20 protein-coding genes are annotated in these 21787 nt (G+C 63.6%); 9 read left to right on the forward strand and 11 right to left on the reverse strand.

The genetic code is table 11. The annotated features are described in order from the left end of the window. Positions 1-153 precede the first annotated feature (153 nt). The 7 genes from EKH55_RS20315 (at position 154) to nuoG (ending at position 7310) form a co-directional block, all read left to right on the forward strand. On the forward strand, positions 154-519 hold the full coding sequence (locus EKH55_RS20315) for an NADH-quinone oxidoreductase subunit A (protein WP_069457583.1): 366 nt from the start codon (positions 154-156) through the stop codon (positions 517-519). Beyond that, positions 507-1010, forward strand: a complete 504-nt coding sequence (locus EKH55_RS20320) for a NuoB/complex I 20 kDa subunit family protein (RefSeq protein WP_069457582.1) — start codon at positions 507-509, stop codon at positions 1008-1010. Before EKH55_RS20315 ends, EKH55_RS20320 begins: the two co-directional genes overlap by 13 nt. Then, positions 1007-1540 (forward strand): NADH-quinone oxidoreductase subunit C, encoded by a 534-nt coding sequence (locus EKH55_RS20325; RefSeq protein WP_069457581.1) that lies wholly within the window; start codon positions 1007-1009, stop codon positions 1538-1540. Before EKH55_RS20320 ends, EKH55_RS20325 begins: the two co-directional genes overlap by 4 nt. 30 nt (positions 1541-1570) lie before the next feature. Continuing rightward, entirely contained in the window at positions 1571-2785 is a 1215-nt protein-coding gene (nuoD, locus tag EKH55_RS20330) for an NADH dehydrogenase (quinone) subunit D (RefSeq protein WP_069457580.1), read from the forward strand. A 17-nt stretch (positions 2786-2802) separates the two neighbouring features. Continuing rightward, positions 2803-3318, forward strand: a complete 516-nt coding sequence (gene nuoE / locus EKH55_RS20335; protein WP_151612805.1) for an NADH-quinone oxidoreductase subunit NuoE — start codon at positions 2803-2805, stop codon at positions 3316-3318. 4 nt (positions 3319-3322) lie between these two features. After that, positions 3323-4591, forward strand: a complete 1269-nt coding sequence (gene nuoF / locus EKH55_RS20340; RefSeq protein WP_151612806.1) for an NADH-quinone oxidoreductase subunit NuoF — start codon at positions 3323-3325, stop codon at positions 4589-4591. A 112-nt stretch (positions 4592-4703) separates the two neighbouring features. Further along, positions 4704-7310 (forward strand): NADH-quinone oxidoreductase subunit NuoG, encoded by a 2607-nt coding sequence (gene nuoG, locus EKH55_RS20345; protein WP_151612808.1) that lies wholly within the window; start codon positions 4704-4706, stop codon positions 7308-7310. A gap of 78 nt (positions 7311-7388) precedes the next feature. Here nuoG and EKH55_RS20350 read toward each other — a convergent pair whose 3' ends face one another. From EKH55_RS20350 to EKH55_RS20400, 11 genes are all read right to left on the reverse strand, one after another. Beyond that, positions 7389-7829, reverse strand: coding sequence for a CBS domain-containing protein (locus EKH55_RS20350; protein WP_069457577.1), 441 nt, complete (start codon positions 7827-7829; stop codon positions 7389-7391). Positions 7830-7972: 143 nt separating this feature from the next. Continuing rightward, positions 7973-8539 carry an NADH-quinone oxidoreductase subunit I gene (locus EKH55_RS20355; RefSeq protein ID WP_151612810.1) on the reverse strand — a complete coding sequence of 189 codons (567 nt, stop codon included), beginning with the start codon at positions 8537-8539 and terminating at the stop codon, positions 7973-7975. 210 nt (positions 8540-8749) lie between these two features. Continuing rightward, positions 8750-9736 (reverse strand): NADH-quinone oxidoreductase subunit NuoH, encoded by a 987-nt coding sequence (gene nuoH / locus EKH55_RS20360; protein ID WP_151613896.1) that lies wholly within the window; start codon positions 9734-9736, stop codon positions 8750-8752. 115 nt (positions 9737-9851) lie between these two features. Continuing rightward, positions 9852-11957: a mechanosensitive ion channel family protein gene (locus EKH55_RS20365; RefSeq protein WP_151612812.1), complete on the reverse strand. Its 2106-nt coding sequence runs from the start codon at positions 11955-11957 to the stop codon at positions 9852-9854. A gap of 92 nt (positions 11958-12049) precedes the next feature. Continuing rightward, the gene (locus EKH55_RS20370) at positions 12050-13279 is read right to left on the reverse strand and encodes an HlyD family secretion protein (RefSeq protein WP_151612814.1); all 1230 of its coding nucleotides are present in this window, start codon (positions 13277-13279) and stop codon (positions 12050-12052) included. Between the two features lie 3 nt (positions 13280-13282). Continuing rightward, complete coding sequence (locus EKH55_RS20375) at positions 13283-13780, reverse strand: hypothetical protein (protein WP_151612816.1); 498 nt, start codon at positions 13778-13780, stop codon at positions 13283-13285. A 138-nt stretch (positions 13781-13918) separates the two neighbouring features. Further along, positions 13919-15856 (reverse strand): DUF3604 domain-containing protein, encoded by a 1938-nt coding sequence (locus tag EKH55_RS20380; protein ID WP_151612818.1) that lies wholly within the window; start codon positions 15854-15856, stop codon positions 13919-13921. Between the two features lie 25 nt (positions 15857-15881). Then, the gene (locus tag EKH55_RS20385) at positions 15882-16553 is read right to left on the reverse strand and encodes a hypothetical protein (RefSeq protein WP_192803847.1); all 672 of its coding nucleotides are present in this window, start codon (positions 16551-16553) and stop codon (positions 15882-15884) included. A gap of 11 nt (positions 16554-16564) precedes the next feature. After that, complete coding sequence (locus EKH55_RS20390) at positions 16565-17563, reverse strand: HupE/UreJ family protein (protein WP_151612820.1); 999 nt, start codon at positions 17561-17563, stop codon at positions 16565-16567. Then, a complete protein-coding gene (locus EKH55_RS20395; protein ID WP_151612822.1) occupies positions 17560-18426 on the reverse strand; it encodes a peptidyl-prolyl cis-trans isomerase in 867 nt (288 codons plus the stop codon). Before EKH55_RS20395 ends, EKH55_RS20390 begins: the two co-directional genes overlap by 4 nt. A gap of 196 nt (positions 18427-18622) precedes the next feature. Further along, positions 18623-18922 (reverse strand): hypothetical protein, encoded by a 300-nt coding sequence (locus EKH55_RS20400; protein WP_151612824.1) that lies wholly within the window; start codon positions 18920-18922, stop codon positions 18623-18625. A 143-nt stretch (positions 18923-19065) separates the two neighbouring features. On the opposite strand from EKH55_RS20400, the gene EKH55_RS20405 reads away from it, so the two are divergent. Both EKH55_RS20405 and EKH55_RS20410 read left to right on the forward strand, forming a co-directional pair. After that, on the forward strand, positions 19066-20832 hold the full coding sequence (locus EKH55_RS20405; protein WP_151612826.1) for a hypothetical protein: 1767 nt from the start codon (positions 19066-19068) through the stop codon (positions 20830-20832). 139 nt (positions 20833-20971) lie between these two features. Then, positions 20972-21787 (forward strand): DUF2092 domain-containing protein, encoded by an 816-nt coding sequence (locus EKH55_RS20410; RefSeq protein ID WP_151612828.1) that lies wholly within the window; start codon positions 20972-20974, stop codon positions 21785-21787.

Raw genomic sequence — 21787 nt, forward strand, 5'->3', positions numbered from 1 at the left:
GGTCGATTGGATTTGCAATGCCCCGCACGACGGAATAGAGTCCTAGCCAGAGAAAGGATTGCCCAGCCGCCTCCCGAGGCGATGGCATTTCGGCCCCGAATGGGAGCGATCGCGGCCTGAGCAAAGCCCCTCGCGGATTGCGGGGCGAGTGCTATGACGGCAATGGAATTCCTGCCTGTTCTTTTTATGGTCGCCGGAATCGTTCTGGTGGCGGCAGGGACGCTTTTCGTCTCTTCGCTACTGCGGCCGTCCAATCCCTATCCCGAGAAGAACATGCCCTATGAGTGCGGCATGGACCCGGCGGGCGAGGCTGCCGGGGGGCGCTTCCGGGTGCCATTCTTCATCGTGGCGATCCTGCTGGTGGTCTTCGATGTCGAGGCGATGTTCCTCTTTCCCTGGGCTGTCGTGCTCAAGGACATCGGCATCGTCGGCTATGTCGAGATGTTCGTCTTCATAGCGCTGCTTCTTGTGGGCTTTGCCTATGCCTGGCTGAAGGGAGCGTTGGAATGGGAGGAGTAGGCAACGCGATCCGCGACAGCGTGCTGTTCACCACGGCCGACAGCGTCATCAGCTGGAGCCGGCGGTCGGCGCTGTGGCCGGAGACCTTCGGCATCGCCTGCTGCGCCATCGAGATGATCTCCGCCGGCTGTGCGCGCTACGACCTCGACCGGTTCGGCGTGGTGTTCCGCCCGTCGCCGCGGCAATCGGACGTGATGATCATCGCCGGGACCGTGACCCGCAAATTCGCGCCGGTGGTACGGCGGCTCTACGATCAGATGCCGGAGCCGCGCTGGGTGATCGCAATGGGCACCTGTGCGATTTCCGGAGGGGTCTACAACACCTATGCGGTGGTGCAGGGATCGGAAACCTTCGTGCCCGTCGACGTGCATGTGCCGGGTTGTCCGCCGCGCCCCGAGGCGCTGATGCACGGCTTCCTCATGCTGCAGGAGAAGATCAAGAGAACCCGCGCCTTGGCAGGGACGCCTCTCGATCGGGTTGTGGCATCATGAGCGGCGATCCCCTCGACCGCGCCCTGATCATGAAGCGCTTCGAGGGAGCAATCGAGGATCTCGGCACCGCACACGGCATTTACGCCTTTGCCGTTCCACCGGAGACGATCGTCGAAGTCTGCCGCTTCCTGAAAGACGATCCCGCGCTTCGGTTCAATTTTCTTTCGGATATTTGCGGGGTCGATCACCATCCCGAAACGCCTCGTTTCGAGGCGGTGTATCATCTCTATTCGCTGCCGAACAAATGGCGGGTCCGCATCAAGTGCCGGCTCGGCGATCCGCCCGAGATTTCCTCGGTCACCGGCGTCTGGCGCACCGCCAATTGGCACGAGCGCGAGGCCTGGGACATGTATGGCATTCGCTTCACGGGACATCCGGACCTGCGCCGGATCTACATGTGGGAAGGCTTCGAGGGCTTTCCGCAGCGCAAGGATTTCCCGTTGCGGGGCTACAAGGACAAGCTGAACCCCTTTGGTGCCGAAGGCCCGCCCCCGACGCAGCCCGATCTCGCCACCAAGGAAATTCCATGAGGGAGGCCGCTTTCGGATTGGACCGTTGAGATGACCGAAGTCACCGAGCTCATCAGGCCGGAGGGCGAAGCGCTCGATACCAAGGAAGTGCTTCTCAACCTCGGACCCCAGCACCCCAGCACTCATGGGGTTCTTCGGCTCGTCCTCGAACTGGACGGCGAGTATGTCGAGCGCGTCGACCCGCATATCGGCTACCTCCACCGCGGCACCGAGAAACTGGCGGAGAGCTTCACCTATACGCAAATCTTTCCACTGACCGACCGGCTCGACTATCTCTGTCCGCCTTCGAACAATCTCGCCTTCGCAATCGCCGTGGAGAAACTCCTCGGCATAGAGGCGCCGGTGCGGGCGCAATATATCCGCGTATTGATGGCGGAGCTGGCGCGGATCTCCGGCCATCTCCTGATCACCGGCGCTTTGCCGATGGATCTTGGCGCCATGACCGCGCTGCTCTACGCCATGCGCGAACGCGAGATGATCATGGATCTCCTGGAAATGGTCACCGGCGCGCGCATGCACACCTCTTACTGCAGGGTCGGCGGCGTGCGCGAGGACTTGCCGGATGGATTTATCGACAAGATCCGCGAGTTCTGCGAAATCTTCCCGAACCGGATCCGCGACTATGAGCGGCTCATGGAGAAGAACCGCGTGTTCCTCAAACGTACGCAGGGGATCGGCGTGATCTCCGGGGAGGACGCCATCGATCTCGGTTTGAGTGGCCCGAACCTGCGCGCTTCCGGTGTCGACTGGGACATCCGACGCGACGAACCCTACGAAATCTACGACCGGTTGGCGTTCGACGTCATCACGCGCGGCGAAGGCGATTGCTACGCACGTTGGCAGTGCAGGGTGGATGAGATGCGCGAAAGCCTCCGGATCATCGAACAATGCGTCGAGGGGCTGCCGGATGGGCCGTTCCAGATCGACATGCCGACCATCGCCTTCCCGGTGGACAAGGAGAAGGTGCACTGCTCGATGGAGGCGCTGATCCAGCACTTCGATCTCTCGGCTTACGGCTTCAACGTCCCCAAGGGAGAGGTCTATTCGGCGATAGAGGCGCCGAAGGGTGAACTCGGGTTCTACATCCTCAGCGACGGGTCGCCGAAGCCGTTCCGCATGAAGGTCAGGGCACCCTCCTTCGTCAATCTTCAGGCGCTGTTTGGCGTCAGCAATGCGCGATACCTCGCCGACATGATCGCCGTTCTCGGCAGCCTCGATCCGGTGATGGCCGAGGTGGACAAGTAGCAGGAGGCTCGGATGCGATGACGATGCGCGAAGAGATCGAAGCGGCGGCGGCGCGCTATCCGAGCCGGCGCTCGGCGATCATGCCCGCGCTGCTGATTGCGCAGAAGGAGCACGGCCACCTGCCGGGCCCGGTGCTGGAAGAGGTCGCCGATATTCTCGGCGTCGAGCGGATCTGGGTTTATGAGCTCGCGACCTTCTACACGCTTTTCCATACGGAGCCGGTCGGTCTTTTTCATCTGCAACTCTGCGACAATGTTTCCTGCATGCTTTGCGGTGCGGAAGCATTGCTCGGGCATCTGGAGGCGACGCTCGGCATCGGGAAGGGCGAGACCACTGGGGACGGATTGTTTACGCTGTCCACCGTCGAGTGTCTCGGCGCCTGCGAGATGGCCCCGGTGATGCAGGTCGGCGACGAGTACTACGGCAATCTCGACGCGATGCGGCTGGAGGCCTTGCTGGAAGGCTTCCGGGCGATGGCGGTCGGGCGCGCGGCAAGCCCCGAACCTGCTTCCGTGCGGCCCCGGGGAGAGTAGCGCGATGTTCGAGTCGGTCCTCCTGAAGAATGTCGATCTGCCGGACGGCCATTTGCTTCGGTCCTACGAAGCCGGCGGCGGCTATGGGGCGCTGGCGAAAGTCCTTCGCGAGCATACGCCCGAGGAGATCGTCGAACTCGTCAAGCAATCGAACTTACGCGGCCGCGGCGGCGCCGGCTTCCCGACTGGGATGAAATGGAGTTTCGTGCCGAAACAAACGGCGAAGCCGAAATATCTGTGCTGCAACGCCGACGAGGGCGAGCCCGGCACCTTCAAGGACCGGATCATCATGGAGCGCGACCCCCACCAGCTCATCGAAGGGCTGGCGGTCAGCGGCTACGCTATCGGGGCGGAAACCGCCTATGTCTATATCCGCGGAGAATATGTGACGGCGATCCGCCGCCTGGAACAGGCGATCGCGGAGGCCCGGGATGCGGGTTATCTCGGAAGGGGCGTCCTCGGTTCGGACTTGAATTTCGATGTGCATATTCACTGCGGCGCCGGCGCCTATATCTGCGGCGAAGAGACCGCGATGCTGGAATCGCTCGAAGGCAGACGGGCGCAACCGCGGCTGAAGCCGCCGTTCCCGGCCGTGGCCGGGCTCTACGCCAGCCCGACGGTGATCAACAATGTCGAGACGCTTGCCTGCGTGCCGCACATCGTCGCGCGCGGCGCGGACTGGTTTCGCGGCATCGGGCCGGACAAGAGCCCGGGCCCGAAGCTCTACTGCGTCAGCGGGCAGGTCCGCAGACCTGGCCTCTACGAGCTGCCGATGGGCATAGCCCTGCGCGAATTGATCGAGGAGCATGCCGGCGGACCGCTGCCGGGCCGAAAGGTCAAGGCGGTGATCCCGGGGGGCGTCTCGGCGCCGGTCATCCCGGAGACCGGGCTGGATGTCGGCATGGATTTCGAATCGCTCGCCGCCGTGGGCTCGATGCTCGGCTCGGCGGGGGTGATCGTGGTCGATGATACCACCTGCATGGTCAAGGTCGCGACCCGGATCGTCGAGTTCTTCCACCATGAGTCCTGCGGCAAGTGCACGCCGTGCCGGGAGGGGTTGAACTGGGCGGTCAAGGTTCTGCGCAGGATCGAGGCGGGGGAGGGCACGGCCGGCGACCTGGAGCAATTGGACATGCTTTGCAAGGGCATATTCGGCAACACGTTCTGTGCCCTTGGCGACGGCGCGGCAATGGGGCTGCGAGCAGCACTCAAGCATTTCAGCGACGAGTTCGTCGCCCATATCGAGGAGCACAGGTGCCCGTTCCACTCATGAGGCGGCACGGGCGCTACAGCGCCGCGCGTCCAATCAGACGCGCACTTTGAATTGCTGCATGTCTTTGCCCTTAAACCGAGGTCGATTTAGGAGAAATGCAGTAGGAGGAAGCATGGTTAGCGTTACGATCGACGGACAGGTTCTCGAAGTCGCGGCCGGCTCCACGGTGCTCCAGGCCGCCGAAAGTCTGGGCATCGAGATTCCGACCTTCTGCTACTGGAAGCGGTTGCCGCCGCTCGCCTCCTGCCGCATGTGCCTGGTCGAGATCGAGGGGCTGCGTCGGCTGCAGCCGTCCTGCGCCACCGTGGTCGCCGACGGCATGGTGGTGCGGACGAACACGCCCTTGATCGAGGAAACCCGCTCGTCCATGCTGGACATGCTGCTCGCCAACCATCCGCTCGATTGCCCGATCTGCGACAAAGGCGGCGAGTGCGAGCTTCAGGATATGGTGATGGCCTACGGCCCGCGCGAAAGCCGGTTCCGCGACCCCAAACGCGTGTTCCACTCGAAGGACCTCCGCCTGAGCCCCGTCATCATCATGAACGTCAACCGCTGCATCCAGTGCCAGCGCTGCGTGCGGATGTGCGAGGATGTCGTCGGTGCGGTGGCGCTCGGCACCGTCGAAAAGGGAATGGATACCGCCGTCACCGGCTTCGAGGGCAGTCTCGCGAGCTGCGACCAGTGCGGCAACTGCGTCGAGGTCTGTCCGGTCGGCGCGCTGATGAGCTTCCCCTATCGCTACAAGGCGCGGCCCTGGGACCTCAAGGAGACCGATACGATCTGCCCTCATTGCGGCACCGGTTGCCAGCTCACGGTTGGGGCCCGCAAGGGCGAATTCCTGCGGGTCCGATCGGATTGGGAGCATGGTGTCAACCGTGAAACGCTTTGCGTGCGCGGCCGCTTCGGTCTCGATTTCATCGAGAGCCGCGACCGCGTCAAGCGGCCGATGATCAGCCGGGACGGCACGCTCACGCCGGTTTCCTGGATGGAGGCGGGCGACTATCTGGCCCGCCGCCTCGCGGCTCTCAACGGTAAGGCAGCGGGCGGGCTCATTTCGCCGCGTCTGCCCAACGAGGTGCTCTATCGGTTCCAGAAGCTGATGCGGACCGCGTTCCGCACCAACAATGTCGACTGCTCGTCGCGCTGGTCCACGCCGGTCGACGCTCTGGTCCCGCTGATCACGGACTTCTACAGCCGCGCGCCGCTCGAAGAGGTGATCGGCAACGACACCGTGCTTGTGATCGGCGGCAACGTGACCGAGGAAAACCCGGTCACCGAATACCTGCTGCGGGACGCCGCGCGGCGGCGGCACACGCGATTGCTGATGCTCTCGGCGCGCCCATCGCGCCTGGATGCCGATGCCCGGGCGGTCGTTCGCATGCGGCCGAACGCCCAGGGCCACTGCCTTGCCGCTTTGACCGCCGCGCTCGCAGCGGCGGCCGGCGAAGCCTTGCCGGGCGACGTGCGTGCCGAAATTCGGGTGGCAATCGGCGGGCCAGCGGCGGTTGCCGGTGCAGGGACAGACCGGATGGCGAGCGCGCTTGCGCAAGGCGACAGGGTTGCCGTGCTCGTGAGTGTCGATCTGCTGCGATCGCCCGAGGCGCGCGCGACCCTGCAACAGCTTGGCAATCTGCTGCAGCTTCTCCGCCTTCTTGGCAAAGGCGCGGCGATGCAGTTCCTCTTCGATCGCGCCAACCAGCTGGGAGCCTGGGACATGGGGGCCCTGCCGACGGTGCTGCCAGGACTTCAGGCGCTCGCCGACGACCACGCGCGCGCAACGTTCGAACGGGCCTGGGGGTCGGAAATCCCGTCAGAACCGGGTCTGAATTTCGACGCGATGCTGGAGCTTTGTGCCGGCGGGAGCATGGGCTCGCTCTATATCGTCGGAACCGACCCGCTGATCTCCCATCCGGACCGGACATTCGTGCGGGCCGCCCTTGATGCCGCCGATCTCCTGATCGTGCAGGACGCGTTCCTGACAGAGACTGCGGGTCTTGCCGATGTGGTGCTGCCGGCGGCGGGTTACGGCGAAGAAGCGGGCACCTTCACCAACAATGAAGGTCGGACCCAGGTGGTCCGCAAATTCCGCGAGCCCGCCTTCGATGCGCGGAACAATCTCGCAATCTTCGATTTCGTCGCGGCGCTCGGCAATCGGCCGCTGCAGCCTTCGACCGAGGAAGAGGTCTTTGGCGAGATCGCCCGGCTGGTCCCAGCCTATGCGGGGTTGTCGCCGGACGGGCTTGGCGCCGACGGCGCATTCACCAGGCCCGCCCCGCCGCCGCAGCCGGCCACCTTCTTTGCGGCGCCGCCCGCCCCGCAGCCGGCCGAGCGGCTGATGCTGATTACCGGCAATTGCCTGTTCCACAATGGCTACGATTCCGAACGCTCGGAGATTCTGAATACCGTTGCGGATGATCCCTACGTCGAGATGAGTGCAGAGGACGCTGCCGAACTGGGCCTTTCGGATCGCAATCGTGTGGTGGTGCAATCCGCTCAGGGCGAACTGACGGCGAAGCTGAGGGTCAACAGGCGCTTTCCGCGGGGCCTCGTATTCGTTCCGGAGAATTATCGGGTGTTGTGCCTCAACAGCCTGATGCAACGGGGTGAATATCCGTGCCCGGTGCAGGTTCGCGCCGCCGGCGCCAGTGATGGGATCGCACCTCTCGCCGGCTCTGGAAAGCCTGAGGACCTCGGCGGCGGCGTGGCCGGCTCGCCCTAGAGCATGAACCGACCGGAGTGAAACGAGGATCGATAAGATCATGCGTCAGAAAGAAGCCCAGGGCCAGAGCCTTTCCTGTCAGCGATAATTCGTGCCGCAGATGTAGTCGTGCAGATCCTGCTCCGTGCGCAGCGCCTCATCGAGCCTGTGCTTGACCACGTCGCCGATGCTGACGACGCCGACAACATCTTCGCCATCCCTGACCAGCACATGACGCGTTCGCCGTTCGGTCATGATCGCCATCACGAAAGGCAGCAGATCGCTTGTCGAACAGGTCGCCACGTTGCGGGTCATGATGTCGGCTGCGCGCATCAGGGCCGCCTCCGCCCCGTGCGCCGCCACGGCATTGCAGCAATCGCGTTCCGAAAGCGTTCCCAGATATTCTCCGGGCCCGCCGCTGACGACTACGAAGCCGATATTCCTCTCACGAAACAGCCGCAGAACCTCCACCATCGGCTGATCGGGTGCGACCGAAATCACTCCGACACCCTTGCCCTTCACGATTTCGCCGACAAACATCTCAAAGCCTCCTCTCCTCAAGCGCCATGCGTCGCCTCGGACGCATAGAGGTCGTTGCAGCCCCTCCAATCGCCGCATGTTTCCTTAAATCGGAGGCGATCCAAGGAAACATGCGCGGAGGCGGTTCGACGGTTGGCGCGCGTTCATCTTCGCCGGATGTTGCGCCACCAGTTGTATCCCCGCGGCTCGTTTGTCTCGACCCTAACGGTCTTCTGCGTATCCAGACGGGCGGCGACCACGCCACCGCCGGTCGCGGCCTTGCCTGGCTTCAAGAGCAGATCGTCGCGACCGATCACCAGGTCGCGCGAGGAGAAACTCGAGAATTCGTATTGCTGGCCGAGCGCGATCGCATCCGCCGGGCAGGCGTCCTCGCAGAGCCCGCAGAACAGACAGCGCGCCGTGTCGATTTCGAATTTGGCCGGGCGGCGGTTGCCGTTCTCGTCTTCGTAGGGAACGACTTCGATGCAGTCGCAGGGGCAGATGCGCGCGCAGAGTTCACAGGCGACGCATTTGATCTCGCCCTCGGCATCGCGTTTCAGGAAATGATGCCCGCGATAGCGCGCATAGGGCAGCCATTTCTCCTTGTCCGGATATTGCATGGTCACGGATCTGGAGAACATGTAACCGAAGGTCAGGCCGAGCGCGCTCGCGAGATCGGCGAAGAACGCCCAGCCGACCCATTTTCCAACTCTGTCCAATGCGCGCGACATCGCCGCCCCGCTCTACGGCGGCCTTCGCGTCAATCCAGAGGCGCAAGGGCCGCTGCAATGCTTCCGTTGCCGCATGTCATTTAAATCGAGGTCGATTCAAGAAGACACGCAGTAAAGGCGCGTCGCGATCAAACGTACTCGTGCGACGCGCTTCGGGTTTTCATGCATGTCGTTGCCCAGGACCGCCGCAAACTTCAGCGCGACATGCGATCAGAAAAAAACAATTCCGGTTATGATTATGTTCGCCAACGACAGAGGAAGCAAGACTTTCCAGCCGATCGTCATCAGCTGATCGTAGCGGTAACGGGGGAAGGTAAAGCGAAACCACATGAACAGATAGACGAAGAAAGCGACCTTCAGAAGAAACCAGAGCAGCGGCGGCAGGGGGATCAGCACGCCGTTCCAGCCGCCAAAGAAGAGGATCACCACCAGCACCGAGACCAGCACCATGATCACGTATTCGCTGACCATGAAGAAGGCGAAGCGGATGCCGCTGTATTCGGTGTGAAACCCGGCGCCCAGATCGCCTTCCGCCTCCGCGAGATCGAAGGGAATGCGCTGCGCTTCGGCAAGCCCGGCGACGAAGAACACGAAGAAGCCGACCGGCTGGTAGACGATGAACCAGAGATCCGCTTGCGCCCGCACGATGTCAACGAGGCTCAAGGATTGCGCTAGGATGACGACACCGATTACCGCAAACCCCATCGGGATCTCGTAGCTGATCATCTGCGCGCAGGTCCGCAGGCTGCCGAGGAGCGCATATTTGCTGTTGGCGGCCCAGCCGCCGAAGATGACGCCATAGACCTCGAGTCCAACCACCGCGAAGACGAAGAGCAGCGCCACATTCATGTTGGAGACGTAGAGCGTAATCTCGGCGCCGAGGACCGAGACGGTCTCGCCGAAGGGTATCGCGACGAAGACCACGAAGGGAGGGACCATAGCCAGGATCGGTGCCAGCTTGAACAGGAAGCGGTCGGCCTCGGCCGGAATGTGGTCCTCTTTGGTCAGCAGCTTTATTCCGTCCGCCATCGGCTGCAGCAGCCCGTGCCAGCCGACGCGCATCGGCCCCATCCGCTGCTGCATATGCCCAGCGATCTTCCGTTCCATCCAGGTCAGCGGCAAAGGTAATAGCAGCAGGATCGCGATCAGCAACGCGACCTTGAAGGCAATCAGGCCGAGGGCGACGACAAGTTCCATGTTCACGGCCACTCATGCAAGGGATTGAAACACCGAGCACTTCGCGCAGCTGTCCGTAACCACAACGGTACAGCGGCGACGTGTTTCTTGCAATGCGCGCGGGCTCCTGCGCCCGCTATTCCGCAGCGGCTTCCCCGCTCTCCTGCGCCGCGGCGGCGTTCTTCCTGGCCATCGCATCCCGATTTGCGGCGGCGGCGGCCATCGCCTGTTTGTCGTCGCCGGCCACTTGAACGGTGGGCGACGCGAAATGCAGGCCGTTGGCGGCGAAGGCCTCCTTGATCAGCGCCTGGGCTCGGCGCCTCACCTGCGTCTGTGTCCCAGGCTTGGTCTTCATGGCGAAGCTAAGGGTGATGCCGTAGTCGCCGAATTGCTCGACGCCCTTCATCTTGACGGTTTCGAGGATCAGGGGTCCCAGTTCCGGGTCTTCGAGAAGCGTGGCCCCGACTCCCTTCACCACCTTCTTCACCTTGGCGACATCGGTGTCGTAAGCGACGTTGATCCTGAACTTGTCGATCACCCAGTCGCGGCTCATGTTCTGGACGGCGCCAAGCGATCCGAAGGGCACGGTGAACACGGGCCCGCGGTGATGGCGCAGTTTGACGGAGCGGATGCTGAAGGATTCAACCGTGCCCATGTAGCTGCCGCTCTGGATATATTCGCCCACCCGGAAGGCGTCATCCATCATGTAGAAGATGCCGCTGATGATGTCCTTCACCAGCGTTTGCGAGCCGAAGCCGATGGCAACGCCGAAAACACCGGCACCTGCGATCAACGGGCCGACCTCGACGCCGAGCCCGGAGAGCACCATCATGACCGCGACCACGGCAATGAAGGCCGCGAGAAAGTTGCGCAGAATTGGCAGCAAGGTGTGCAGGCGCATGTTGCGGGCGATCTCAGCCGGATCCGCGACGTCGACGGTGGCCCGCTTGAGGTGAAGATTGATGAACGCTTTCGTCAGTTGCCAGATCAGATCCGCCGCGAGCAGGATGACGACGCCGGCGAGAGCACCGCGGAACAGGCGGTTGAAGGCGTCGTCCTGCATCATCGTGCTGCCACGGACCTGGAATACGAGTGCAAGCCAGGCGGCGGCGAGCGCAATGATCACGAAGCGCGCGCCTCGGTCGACCAGAACGTTGCGCACGATCTGCATGTGGCTTGCCACATCACTGTCCTGCATCGATCTCGTCGCGGCACTCGTGAAGCGCAGCAGCGGCGGCAAGGTAAGCACATAGACGCCGAGCCAGAACAGCACCTTCATGCCCGCGACCCACACGAGCCACGTGAGGACGAGAAGCGCAATGAGCAAGGCGCTGCGCAACATCCGCCGCCCGGGCGCTATTGCCGGAGCGGGCCGTCTGATTGTTGTGTCGATCGCCAAGACCAGAACAATAAGGCCAAAGCCGGCGGCTGTGAGATCACTGACATCGCTGGGGACCGCGAGCGCATGCATCATGTCGACCACGGCCCACATGAAGGCCAATGCACCGATAAACAGCACCAGGCGCCGATGCCAGAAGCGCGCCGCCTCCGGCGCAATCGAGACCCCTCCTTCCTGAGGCCCTGCTCCATCCTCATATGCCGGCTTCAACGCGGTCGAAACGACCGCTATCAGCAGACGAGCGACGATCCAGGCGATGAGCAGCGGCGCCACCGCCGCCTCCAGCTGCCTCGGCCAGTCGGCAAGCACGAAGGCGGCGACGACTGCAATCGCAAAGACAAGGAGCGGCGCGATGCGGTCGAACACGGCAAGGCCACGTTCTCTGGGGTGGCGACGTGCACCACGCCGCAAGATATAGCGCAGCAGGAACTCGGCGCCGTAGCCGACGAGGAGCATGAGAGCGAAACCCCTGAGGATGGGCATCTGCCCGTGGCCCTGAATGTCCGTCGCGACGCGGCCTTTTGCCGCCTGCCACTCGGGGCCCAACCGAGGCACCGCATTGCGCAGTCCGGTGAGGTGACTCTTGATCGCAGCGATCCAGCGGGACGCATCGCTCGCCGATGTAGCTGCAACCGCCGGGGACGCGGGCGGGCGGGCAGCGAGCCATTGCCGCACTTCCGGATCGTCCAGCAGCTCGATCAATTGCTGGACCTTGTCCGGCGGCGCGGCCATGCCTGGCTCCTGTGCCGCGAGCGGAGTTGCCAGCGCGAGGACGAGCTGCAGAACCAGAAGCAGTGCAGCGTGATCGCAGCCTCTGCACGCGTATCTCAAGACGGCCCCCATGCGATATCCCCCATTGTCTGCGCGAGGTCCCGACGGCGTCGAAACCCACGGTAAGGGCCGGGCATCGCCGAGGACATCCGGCGGCCCTCCATTCAATGTCCGGTCAGGACAAGCGTCTGCACCGGCAGCAGCAGCGCCTGCAGCCTGAGGATCATGGCGTGCACCAATCCCACGGCATCGATCATGTGCAGGTACAGCCAGCGCGCCGTGCTGATGCCGGGCGACTGCAGTTCGTCATGATTGCTGGTATAGGCATTGGCGATGCAGCTGCTGCCGGGCGGAATGCCGGTGAATTGCCCCTCGTAGAGCGGCTCCAGGAACGTCGTCAGGGTTCCGGGGCGGGCGAACTGCTGCGCGTCGGCGAGCTGATCCGTCGGGCGCACCTGGCCGGTGGCGATCACCTCCTGGACCTCGGTGACGACCATCGGGATGACGGCGAAGGGTTTGCCGACGCAGGTCGCCTCGGCGATCATGCCGGGCTTCATGACCTGCGCCTCGATCTGGCCGAAGCCGGCGACGAGGCCGATGCGGCGATCGTCCGGCACGAGGATGCCGGCCGAGCGGATCATCGGGTTGACGATGTCGCCGGGCCTGAGCGAAAACTGCTGGACCATGCCGTGGGTGCCGGCGCGGATGACGGTCTTGTCGAGCTCGACCTGCGCCTGGGCCAACGCGGCCTCGGCGCTCGCCTTCTGCGCCGGCAGCAGCGAGGCGATCTTCGTCTCGAGCGTCTGCTTGTTGGAGACGGCGGCGTCGCGGGCACCCTTGCGGCCGTCGGCCGCCACCTGGCGCCGCTCGATCTCGCGCCTGGCCACCACGTTCGGATTGAGGCGATTGAGTTCGACCTGCGTCTCGAGCTCGTCAACGGCCTGCCGGTAGGCGCCCTCGGCCTGGGCGATCAGCCCGTCGGCGGCCGCCAGTTCGGTCTCGGCAACCGCCGTTTCGGCGTCGATCTCGGCGACGCGGCGGCGGGCGGTCTCGAGCGCTGCCCGCTGTTCGGTGTCGTCCAGCCGGAACAGCGGATCGCCTGCGGCGACCTTGTCGTTCATGCCGACGAACACCTCGGCCACCCGCCCGGTTGCCTCGGGCAGGATGGTGACGGTGCGGAAGGCGGCGGTGACGGTCTTCGTCGAGGGGTGGAAGTAGAAGATCAGGGTGATCAGCGACAGCGTGAGGATGACGCAGGCGGTGATGCCCCATCTAAGCTCGAACCACATGGAATAGAGATTGATCTCCCGGCCGATCCGCTTACCCTGGACGTAGCGGCGGAAGAGGAAGTCCGGAAAGATCGTCAGCAGCGAGCAGATCATGAATTCGAGCATGGCTCAGCCCCTCCGCTCCGACCGGGTTTCGCCGGCCGGCACCTCCGGCGCGACTGCTGCCCATGGCGGCTCGGTCTCGACCGGCTGCGGCTTCGCCGCGACCACATGAATATCGTCATGAATGTCGTCCGGCGCCGGTTCGGGGAGCGGCCGCTCCTCCCGATCGGCAATCTTGCGCAGCGAGTCGGCCATCGAACTCACCGGCGTGGAAAAGTCCGGGAACTCGATCAGCGCCAGCAGCAGGGCCGCGATCCAGAAGAGATGATTGTGGGTGAAGAGCGCGATCAGCGACAGCACCGCCACCAGCTGCAGCTGCACCTTGCTGGCGCCGTGCGCCATATGCTCCGGCAGCGCGTGCAGGCGCAGATAGAGAACGCCGACGAGCAGGACGAGGAGCAGCACGAAGACGATCATCACGTTCATCAGAACGTCCGTCTCCCCCGGAGACGTGATAAACGCCGGCACGTGGGCAACTGCGGCCGGATGCAAGGATTCTGGCATATCGAGGCCCCCCACGATACGTCGTGTTGCCGACGCATCACTCGCTAACAATACTCCACTTCTCGTCCGGACCGAAGCGATCGATGCGGGCACCATCGCCTCTGGCCGGCGTCCCGGCTCGCGCGTGGGCGAAAGCGTTCAGGGCGCCGGCGTGTACCAGATCGGCGACGTATAGGCGCGCTCCTGCAATGTCATCGTCGTGCCGGGCGCCGGCGTGACGCCGAAGCGCTTGGCGTCGTAGGCGGTCCAGCGCGGCGTCGGGATTTCGATCACGCGGCCGTAATAGAAGGCCGGTTGGCTGGGATCGAAATCGGGGTCCTGCCACACGGCAATAAGCTCCGGCGTGCCGATCGAGTTCGACCAGGTGGCCGCGACCAGGTCCACCGTGTCGCCGACGGGTGGCAGTTTGCCGTCATTTCCGGGCTTGCGCTCACCCGACCAGGCGACGTCGTAGATTTTCTCCTGCAGGTTGCCGTCCTTGTCGAGCCAACCCTTGATGATCTGGTAGCGGTCGAGATTGGCGCCGATCGGATCCTTCAGCGCGGCGACGAGGAAGGTCGGTGCTTTGTCCTGCGGGGCCTTGCCGAGGTCAGCGCCCATCGGGACGCCCTTGGCGTAGCCGACGATGGCCGGAGCGCGTGTTTCCGCGTCAGCCGGCGCGAAATCCCAGCCGCCGAAGAAGCGCACGATCATGCGCGGACCGGTCGTCGCGTAGGTTTCCTTACGTTGCATGGCGTCCCAGAGCGAGGCGCGCGTGTTCTCCCTGGCCCAGACGGCGGCGTAGCCGGACGACGACACCTCCCAGTCCATGATCTTCACGCCCGTCTCGGCGTTGTTGATGAAGGTGGCGGTCATGCGGTGGGGGCTGGGCTCCTGGGGTGTCGTCTTGCCGAAGAAGTTCTCCTCCTCCATTGCGGAGAGCCCGGTATGGGCATCGCTGCTGCCGACCAGGCCGAACTTGTACGGGTTCGTCCCGAGCTCCTTTTCGAGCTTCAGACCGTTCTTGTAAGCCGAGCGCGCATATTCGAATTCCAGCATGTCTCTTTTCTTGGCGACGCTTCCGTCGAGATTGCCCTTGTCCCAGCGTTCGAAATTGGCGAACTCGTCATTGGGTGAGAGATAGGGGTGTGCTTCGCTGTCGCCCTTGGTCTGGGTTGCCTCGTAGAGGCGCTCCCACCTTGCCCGCGTCTCGACGTATTCGCGGTCGAGTTTCTTGCCCAAGGCTTCCACGACCGGAAACATCAAACCGTTGCTCAAATTGCCGTTGTGCGCGATCGCGAGCACGCTGCCGCCCGTCTTCTCTTCGTAGGCCTCCATCCATTTCCAGAGATCGGCGGGGTTGTCGCTGCCGTAAGGCGGATAGACGGTGAAGGGCTCGACCTGGCTTGCCTTGTCGCCATTGTCGCGAAAGATCACATTGCGGTGCAAATTGTTGCCGCCCGTGTTCGACGTCCACTCGTAGCCGATGAAGGCCGTGAACCGGCCCGGTTCGTTATGTTGTTCGGCGGCGGCGATCGTCTCCTTCCAGGCACTGCGGTAGGCGGTGGTTCCCGGGAAGTACATCAGATCCTTGGGGAATGTCCCGTGCGAAAAGGCGATGATGATTTCCGTCGCAGCGTCCGCTCCTTTGCCGGACCGGATCATGTCATACCACTTGCGGCCGGTGGGATCGGAGACGAGATTCGGTTTGCCCGCGAAGAGATCCGGGAAGAAGCCCATATTGTCCGAGTGATCGGCCACGACGAGAAAATCGAGCGGTCGGGAGAGTCTCACTGGCTGTCCGGTGGAGGAGACGACCTCTTCGCCCTTGGCAAATCGATATGCGTCCATCGGTCCAAGACGGGCGCCAAAGGCGCCGGCGTCCATGGAAAAGGACGTGTGCAGATGCGTGTCGCCGAAGTACGGGCGGGCCGGGAAGTCGCGGCCGACATAGGGCGAATAGGCCGGGGGTCGCTGGTGTACGCGCTCGGCGTCTTCCTTGCTGAGCGTGCCGGCGTCCTGTGCCGATGCCGGCAGCCCCAGCCCCGATAGCACGAGACTGACCAGCGCCGTGCCGTAGAAGAAGGTCTTTGCCATGATTTCCTCCTGAAGATTGATTGATTCAACGGTCGCGGCCGATGTCGGTCTTGCGCTGCGACGGGATGTCCGGGATTGCGGCCTCCGTCACTGGCGCCGCGGGTGTCATCGGTTTTGATTGGCGAGCCTCAGTCGGGGCACAGGCAAGCAGGAACAGCGCCCGTTTTGCAGCCGGCCCATAGAGGCGGACGAGGCCGAGTTCGCGGGCTTTGCCGAAAGTCAGGCGTCCGCTCGCAATCTCACCGATGACCGCCTCGCCGGAGACGAGAACGACATCCTCCGGTTCGGGCCCCGTCACGTGCACGCGCATGTGCAGCCCGCTCGTATCCATCTCGAAGCGCGTCCACAGCATGGGCTCGATGAGAACGAGAGAGACGGACGGGAGCGGCGTCTCGCCGGAGACGGAAGGCAATTTTCGGCCAAAGTGCTCAAGGGATCGCACAGTCTTGCGATAATTCGCGCCGAACAGGTCCGGGCCCGCGCCCGTGGGTTCAGGAGGCGGCAGCCGCCGCTCGGCGACAGCCGCTGAGATGGAGCCGAGCACATGCAGCGCGTCTGGATAGATCCAATTCAGGAGCCCACGAGCCATCATGACGTCGTCGTGATAGCCGCACGCAGAGCTTGCCGATGGCGACAGAATTGCGGCCAGAAGCGATAGCGGTAGGAGCAGCCGGGAAATGCAAGCCTTTCTGTGCATGGTCGCTTCCTCTAGAACATCGCCAGTCGCTGCACGGTCCAGAACATGGCAACGGAGCCGATCGCATAGGCCGGAACACGGTACCTCCACGTCGGGAGCGGCAGGGGAATACGGCGGACCGCAGCCGCGAGCGCCAGTGCCGCTGCCACGAAGAGAAGCTGTCCGATTTCCACGCCGCCATTGAAGAACAGCAGCGCCGGAGGGACGTGTCCTGCAGGCAGGCCGGCCTCGCTCAGCGCACCCGCAAAACCGAAGCCGTGCAGCAGGCCGAAGCCGAAGGCCACGAGCCATGGCGCCCGCGCCGCCATGCCCTCGCGCCCCTGGTCCCGATGGACGATCTCGACAGCGACGAAGACGATGGAAAGTGCAATCACCGCCTCGACCGGGGCGAGCGGCACGTTCACGAGCCCGAGGGTGGCCAGCGCGAGCGTGATGGAATGGGCGAGGGTGAAGGCCGTAATCGTCTTCACCAGCAGCCCGATACCCCGCGTCAGCATCAGAAGCGTGAAGACGAAGAGCAGGTGATCGATGCCGAAGAGGATGTGCTCGATCCCGAGCAGCAGGTAGATGCCGGCAACGTGGAGGACGGTGTCCCGGGCCGGTATCGTCGCCGAGGGCTCGTTCGGCGTCAGGCGTTGCGTCCAGGTGCTGCCGTCAGCATATTCGATGTGCGCGAGCACATCGGTCATCGTTGCCGCAAGCCCGGCGATTGTCAGGGTCTGACCGCGCAAAGCCGGGGCTTGCAGGGACCAGATTTCGATCGCCGCACCCGGAAGGATGCGGACGGCCGGCAGCGACGGATGGGTCTCTCCGGAGAATTCGGGCTTCAGCGCGAGCCTCATATCGCCGCGCATCGGCACCTTCCACAAGACGGAGAACATACCCGGCTCCTGCTCACGCAGTTCGAGATAGGCGGGCCGCACCTCGTGCGCCAATGCAGCCGCGGCGACCAGCAGCGGCAAAAGGCAGGCCGTCAGCGCTGCCAAGCGGACGATGGCGCGCCACATCATCGGATACCCTCCTGCGCCAGATGGCCGATGAAGGGCTCGACGCTTGGCTCCGCCACGATTTCGTATTTCTCTAACAATTCCGCGAAGTAACGTTCCTGGTACCGGCGCCGCTCTTCGTCCTGCCATTGCGCGAGCACTTCGCTCTTGACCTCGGCGAAGGGCCTGATCGCGGGAGGGGCAATCTCGGATACGTGGACGAGATGCTGTCCGAAGGCGGACTCGATCGGGCCGCTCCATTCTCCCGCCTTGAGCGCAACGACCTCCTGTGAAAATTCAGGTCCGAACTGTGCGGCGATGTCGCTTTGCGTGTCATCCTCCAGTCGTGCCTCAGCCAGCCACTGGTCCCCTTGTTCGATGATCGCCGTCTCCCCAAGGCCGTCGGATGCGGCAAGCACGCGTCGCGCGTCGGCCGCCGCATCCTGGCGCTTCGAACCGCTGAAAAAGACGTGGACGAAAGACACCCGTGCCTCCTGGCGGAACCGGTCCGGATGCGCATCATAAAACTGGCGCAGGTCGTCTTCGGTCGGCTCGGCGAGGCGCGCGGTATCCTCGATTAGGAAGGCTACCTTCTGTGCCAGTCTGCGCCGGATGATCGTATCGTCCTGGTCGAGCCCCAAGGCGCGGGCCTCGTTGGCAAGCAGTTCTTCCTTCACCAACTCCGCGACGAGACCGCGCAACTCTTCCTCGGACGGGGCGCGCCCCCATTGGCCGGTCCAGGTTTCAGTGATCCAGCGCAGATGCCCGTCATCGAGCCGAATTTCCGGCCGGTCCGCCCCGGCTTCGCTGTTGAGCCAGGCATGCGCGACAAACAGGGCTGCGCCGGCGATGGCGAAGTGGACGAGGGGTTCCTTCAGTAACCTCATGGCGAGTCATCCCGCTTGAGTATCTCCCGGTCAGGCGGAATTGCCCGAAACGCGATACGAAAAAACTGACATGGCGGTCGTGAATGCCTTTGAGCACCCGCCCTGAAGCAGGTTTCGGAGCGTCCGACGCTCCGATAAACTGCGGCGATCAAATCCTGAGCAGATGAAGCGCGGGAGAGCGACACGCGAACCTGCTTCAATGCTTCGGCAATCGCGGCATCGTGACGACATTTGCCCGCTCCAGCGCCTCGGCGATCTCCCCGGCAAGATCCGTGACGATCTCGTCGTATTCCAGGCGCCGCACCGCACGAAGGCTTTCCGGCAAGTGCTCGACCGCAGCGAGCGCCTCTTCGGCGGCCGCAAGATCGTCGCAGATGCAGCGGAAATTCTCGTCCCGCGCAAGCAACGCCTCGATCTGCGGACCTCGCGTCGGAAACCGGCAGATGGCAGCTTGCAGTCCACCTTTCCCGGCAGTGCCCTCCGACCGCGCACCCATGTTCGATTAGCCTTCGCAAAGCTAAAAACTATTTCAGGAAGAGTATATTGCGCCAAGTCAATGCAGGGATGTAATTTACGTGAGCAAACAGTCGTATGCGGCGGTCAATGCACCTGCGGGGGGCTATGAAGGGGGGCGAGGCAATGCTCCAGACCCGTTCCGTCCGAGTGGATCAGGCGGCAAAGCCGATGCCGCCGGAGCCGGAAGTTCGCCTGCAATTGCAGCGAATCCTGTCGAGCCCGGAATTCGACGTGCCGGAACGGGCGCACAAGTTTCTCACCTATGTCGTCGACGAGGCCATTGCCGGCCGAGGGGATCGGATCAAGGCCTACTCGATCGCGGTGGAGGTTTTCGGCCGCGACTCGTCATTCGACGCACAGAGCGACCCCGTGGTTCGAATAGAAGCCGGACGCATAAGGCGGGCGCTCGAGCGCTACTACCTGATTGCGGGTCAAGGCGATCCGATCACGATCGACGTACCCAAAGGCGGATATGTTCCGGTCTTCAACTGGAATGGTGACGGCGCGGTCCCCGATGGAACTGGCGAGAATGCTGCCGATGAGCGCGACGGGCCTGGCAAGCGCCGGGCGGTGCACTGGCGGCCGGTTCTTGTCGCCGCCGCAGGATTTCTTCTTCTCGGATCCATTCTTTTCTACGGCACCTCGCGCACGGATGACGTGCCCAACGCGTCCTCGATCCTGGCTCAGGCGGTGCCGGACGTGCCGCGCGTGATCGTCCTGCCTTTCGAGGACCTGTCTGGAACCGGCGGCTCAAAGATCGTCGCGAGGGGTCTGACCGACAAGGTGATCGAACAGATATCGAAGTTCAAAGAAATCGTCGTCGTCGCGGGCGACCCGTCCCAAGCGCCGAGCGACACGCCGGCAGGCGCTGTTGGGCAGAATGCCCGCTATGCGCTTTCGGGCGGCGTCCTGTTCGATGGAGACCGGCTGCGGTTGACAAGCCGCCTCATCAACCGCGCCGACGGCGCGGTCCTGTGGGCCGAAAGCTACAGCGAGAGCCTCGAGGTCCGCAGTCTTCTCGAACTTGAAACCAAGCTGGCGCGCTCCGTTGCCACGGCGCTGGCGCAGCCCTACGGCGTCGTATTCAGGGCGGATGCCTCGTCGGCGGCAAACATGCCGCCGGAGGATTGGGAAGCCTATCGATGTACCTTGGCCTATTACGGTTATCGCGCCAGTCTCAATCCGCAGACCCACGCTTCGGTTCAGGCCTGCCTCAAGCGGGCGGTGGAGAAATTCCCGGGCTACGCCACCGCCTGGGCGCTGCTTTCGCTGACCTACATCGATCAGCTCCGGTTCCGCTATCGCCTCGATGCTCCCGCTTCGCCGCCGCTCGATCTCGCCATCGCGGCCGCGAGGCGCGCCGTCGAACTCGATCCGCAGAACGTTCGCGGCCTTCAGGCGGAGATGCTTGCTTTATTCCTGCGCGGCGACGTCGACACGGCGCTGAAGATCGGCGAGCGCGCCCTGGCCTTGAATCCGAACGATCCGGAACTGAGCGCGGAATATGGGCTTCGGCTCGCGCTGTCGGGCGAATGGGCGCGCGGCTGTCACCTTGTCGCGGAAGCGGTCGGCAGAAATCCGGGGCCGCTTGGCTATTTCGAGGCCTCGCTCGCCCTTTGCGCCTATATGCAACAGGACTATGCCGCCGCCGAGCAATGGATCAGGGCGGCCGATGTGCAGGCGAACCCGCTTTATCATTTCATCACGGCCGCCATCCTCGGGCAACTTGTGAAGACGGAAGAGGCGGCCAGGGAAAGAGATTGGATCGAGAAGAATGCACCGGGCATTCTCCAGAACATTCGCCATGAGGTGGCGCTGCGCATCCATCGGCCGGAGGATCAGCGCCTTTTCCTCGAAGGGCTGGCGAAGGCGGGTCTGACAGTCCCGTAAATCCGCAGCTTTCCGCCCCGGCGGAGGCGCAAGTCGATAGACGTTACGCGATGTTACATGCGCTCAGGGCGCGATCATAATAGAAGTCACGACGAACGAGACGCCTGCGAGGGCGGTCCCGGAGGAAAGGGAGGCGCGCATGAACAGTCTTCCGTCGCATGGCGCACCATGCAAGGTCCGGCGCACGTGGGGGTGGCTCGCGTCACTGGCGCTCCCGCTTGCCCTTTCGGTGTCGTCGCCGGCGCTCGCCCAGGGCGAGGAGGCGAAGAGAATACTGAAGGCGATGGCCGACTATGTCACGGCACAGCGGCAGATCCAGTTGACCTATGACGTGGATATCGAGGTGATCACGCCGCATCTGGAAAAGCTGCAGTTTGCGTCGTCGGGCGATCTCAAGCTCAGCCGGCCCGACAAGTTGCAGGCAACGCGGAGCGGGGGCTACACGCATGTCGAACTCTATTTCGACGGAAAGACCGCCACCGTCTACGGAGAGGTCAGCAATGCCTTCGCGCAGGTCGAGATGCCGGGCTCGCTCGACCAGATGATCGATCGGCTGAGAGCCGAGCACCACATCGAGATGCCCGGCGCGGACCTGCTTTTGTCCGACCTCTACGAGGAACTGGTCGCCGGTGTCATAGAGGCCAAGTATATCGGCCGCGGCGTCGTGGATGGCGTCGAGTGCGAGCACCTGGCCTTCCGCAATCGGGAAACCGACTGGCAGCTCTGGGTGGAACCCGGAACCACGCCCATTCCGCGAAAATACGTCATCACCAGCAAGACCCTTGCGGCTGCCCCGCAATACAGCTTGCGGATCAAGTCATGGGACACGAAGACGGCGCTCGACGCGGGGGCTTTCGCCTTCAAGCCGCCTGAAGGCGCGAAATCGGTCGAGTTCACGGCCTTGACCGATATCGGCGAACTGCCACCGCCTGCGGAAGCACCGAAGGAGCAATGA

Origin of the sequence: Sinorhizobium alkalisoli (genome assembly GCF_008932245.1) — a bacterium.
Classification (GTDB): domain Bacteria; phylum Pseudomonadota; class Alphaproteobacteria; order Rhizobiales; family Rhizobiaceae; genus Sinorhizobium; species Sinorhizobium alkalisoli.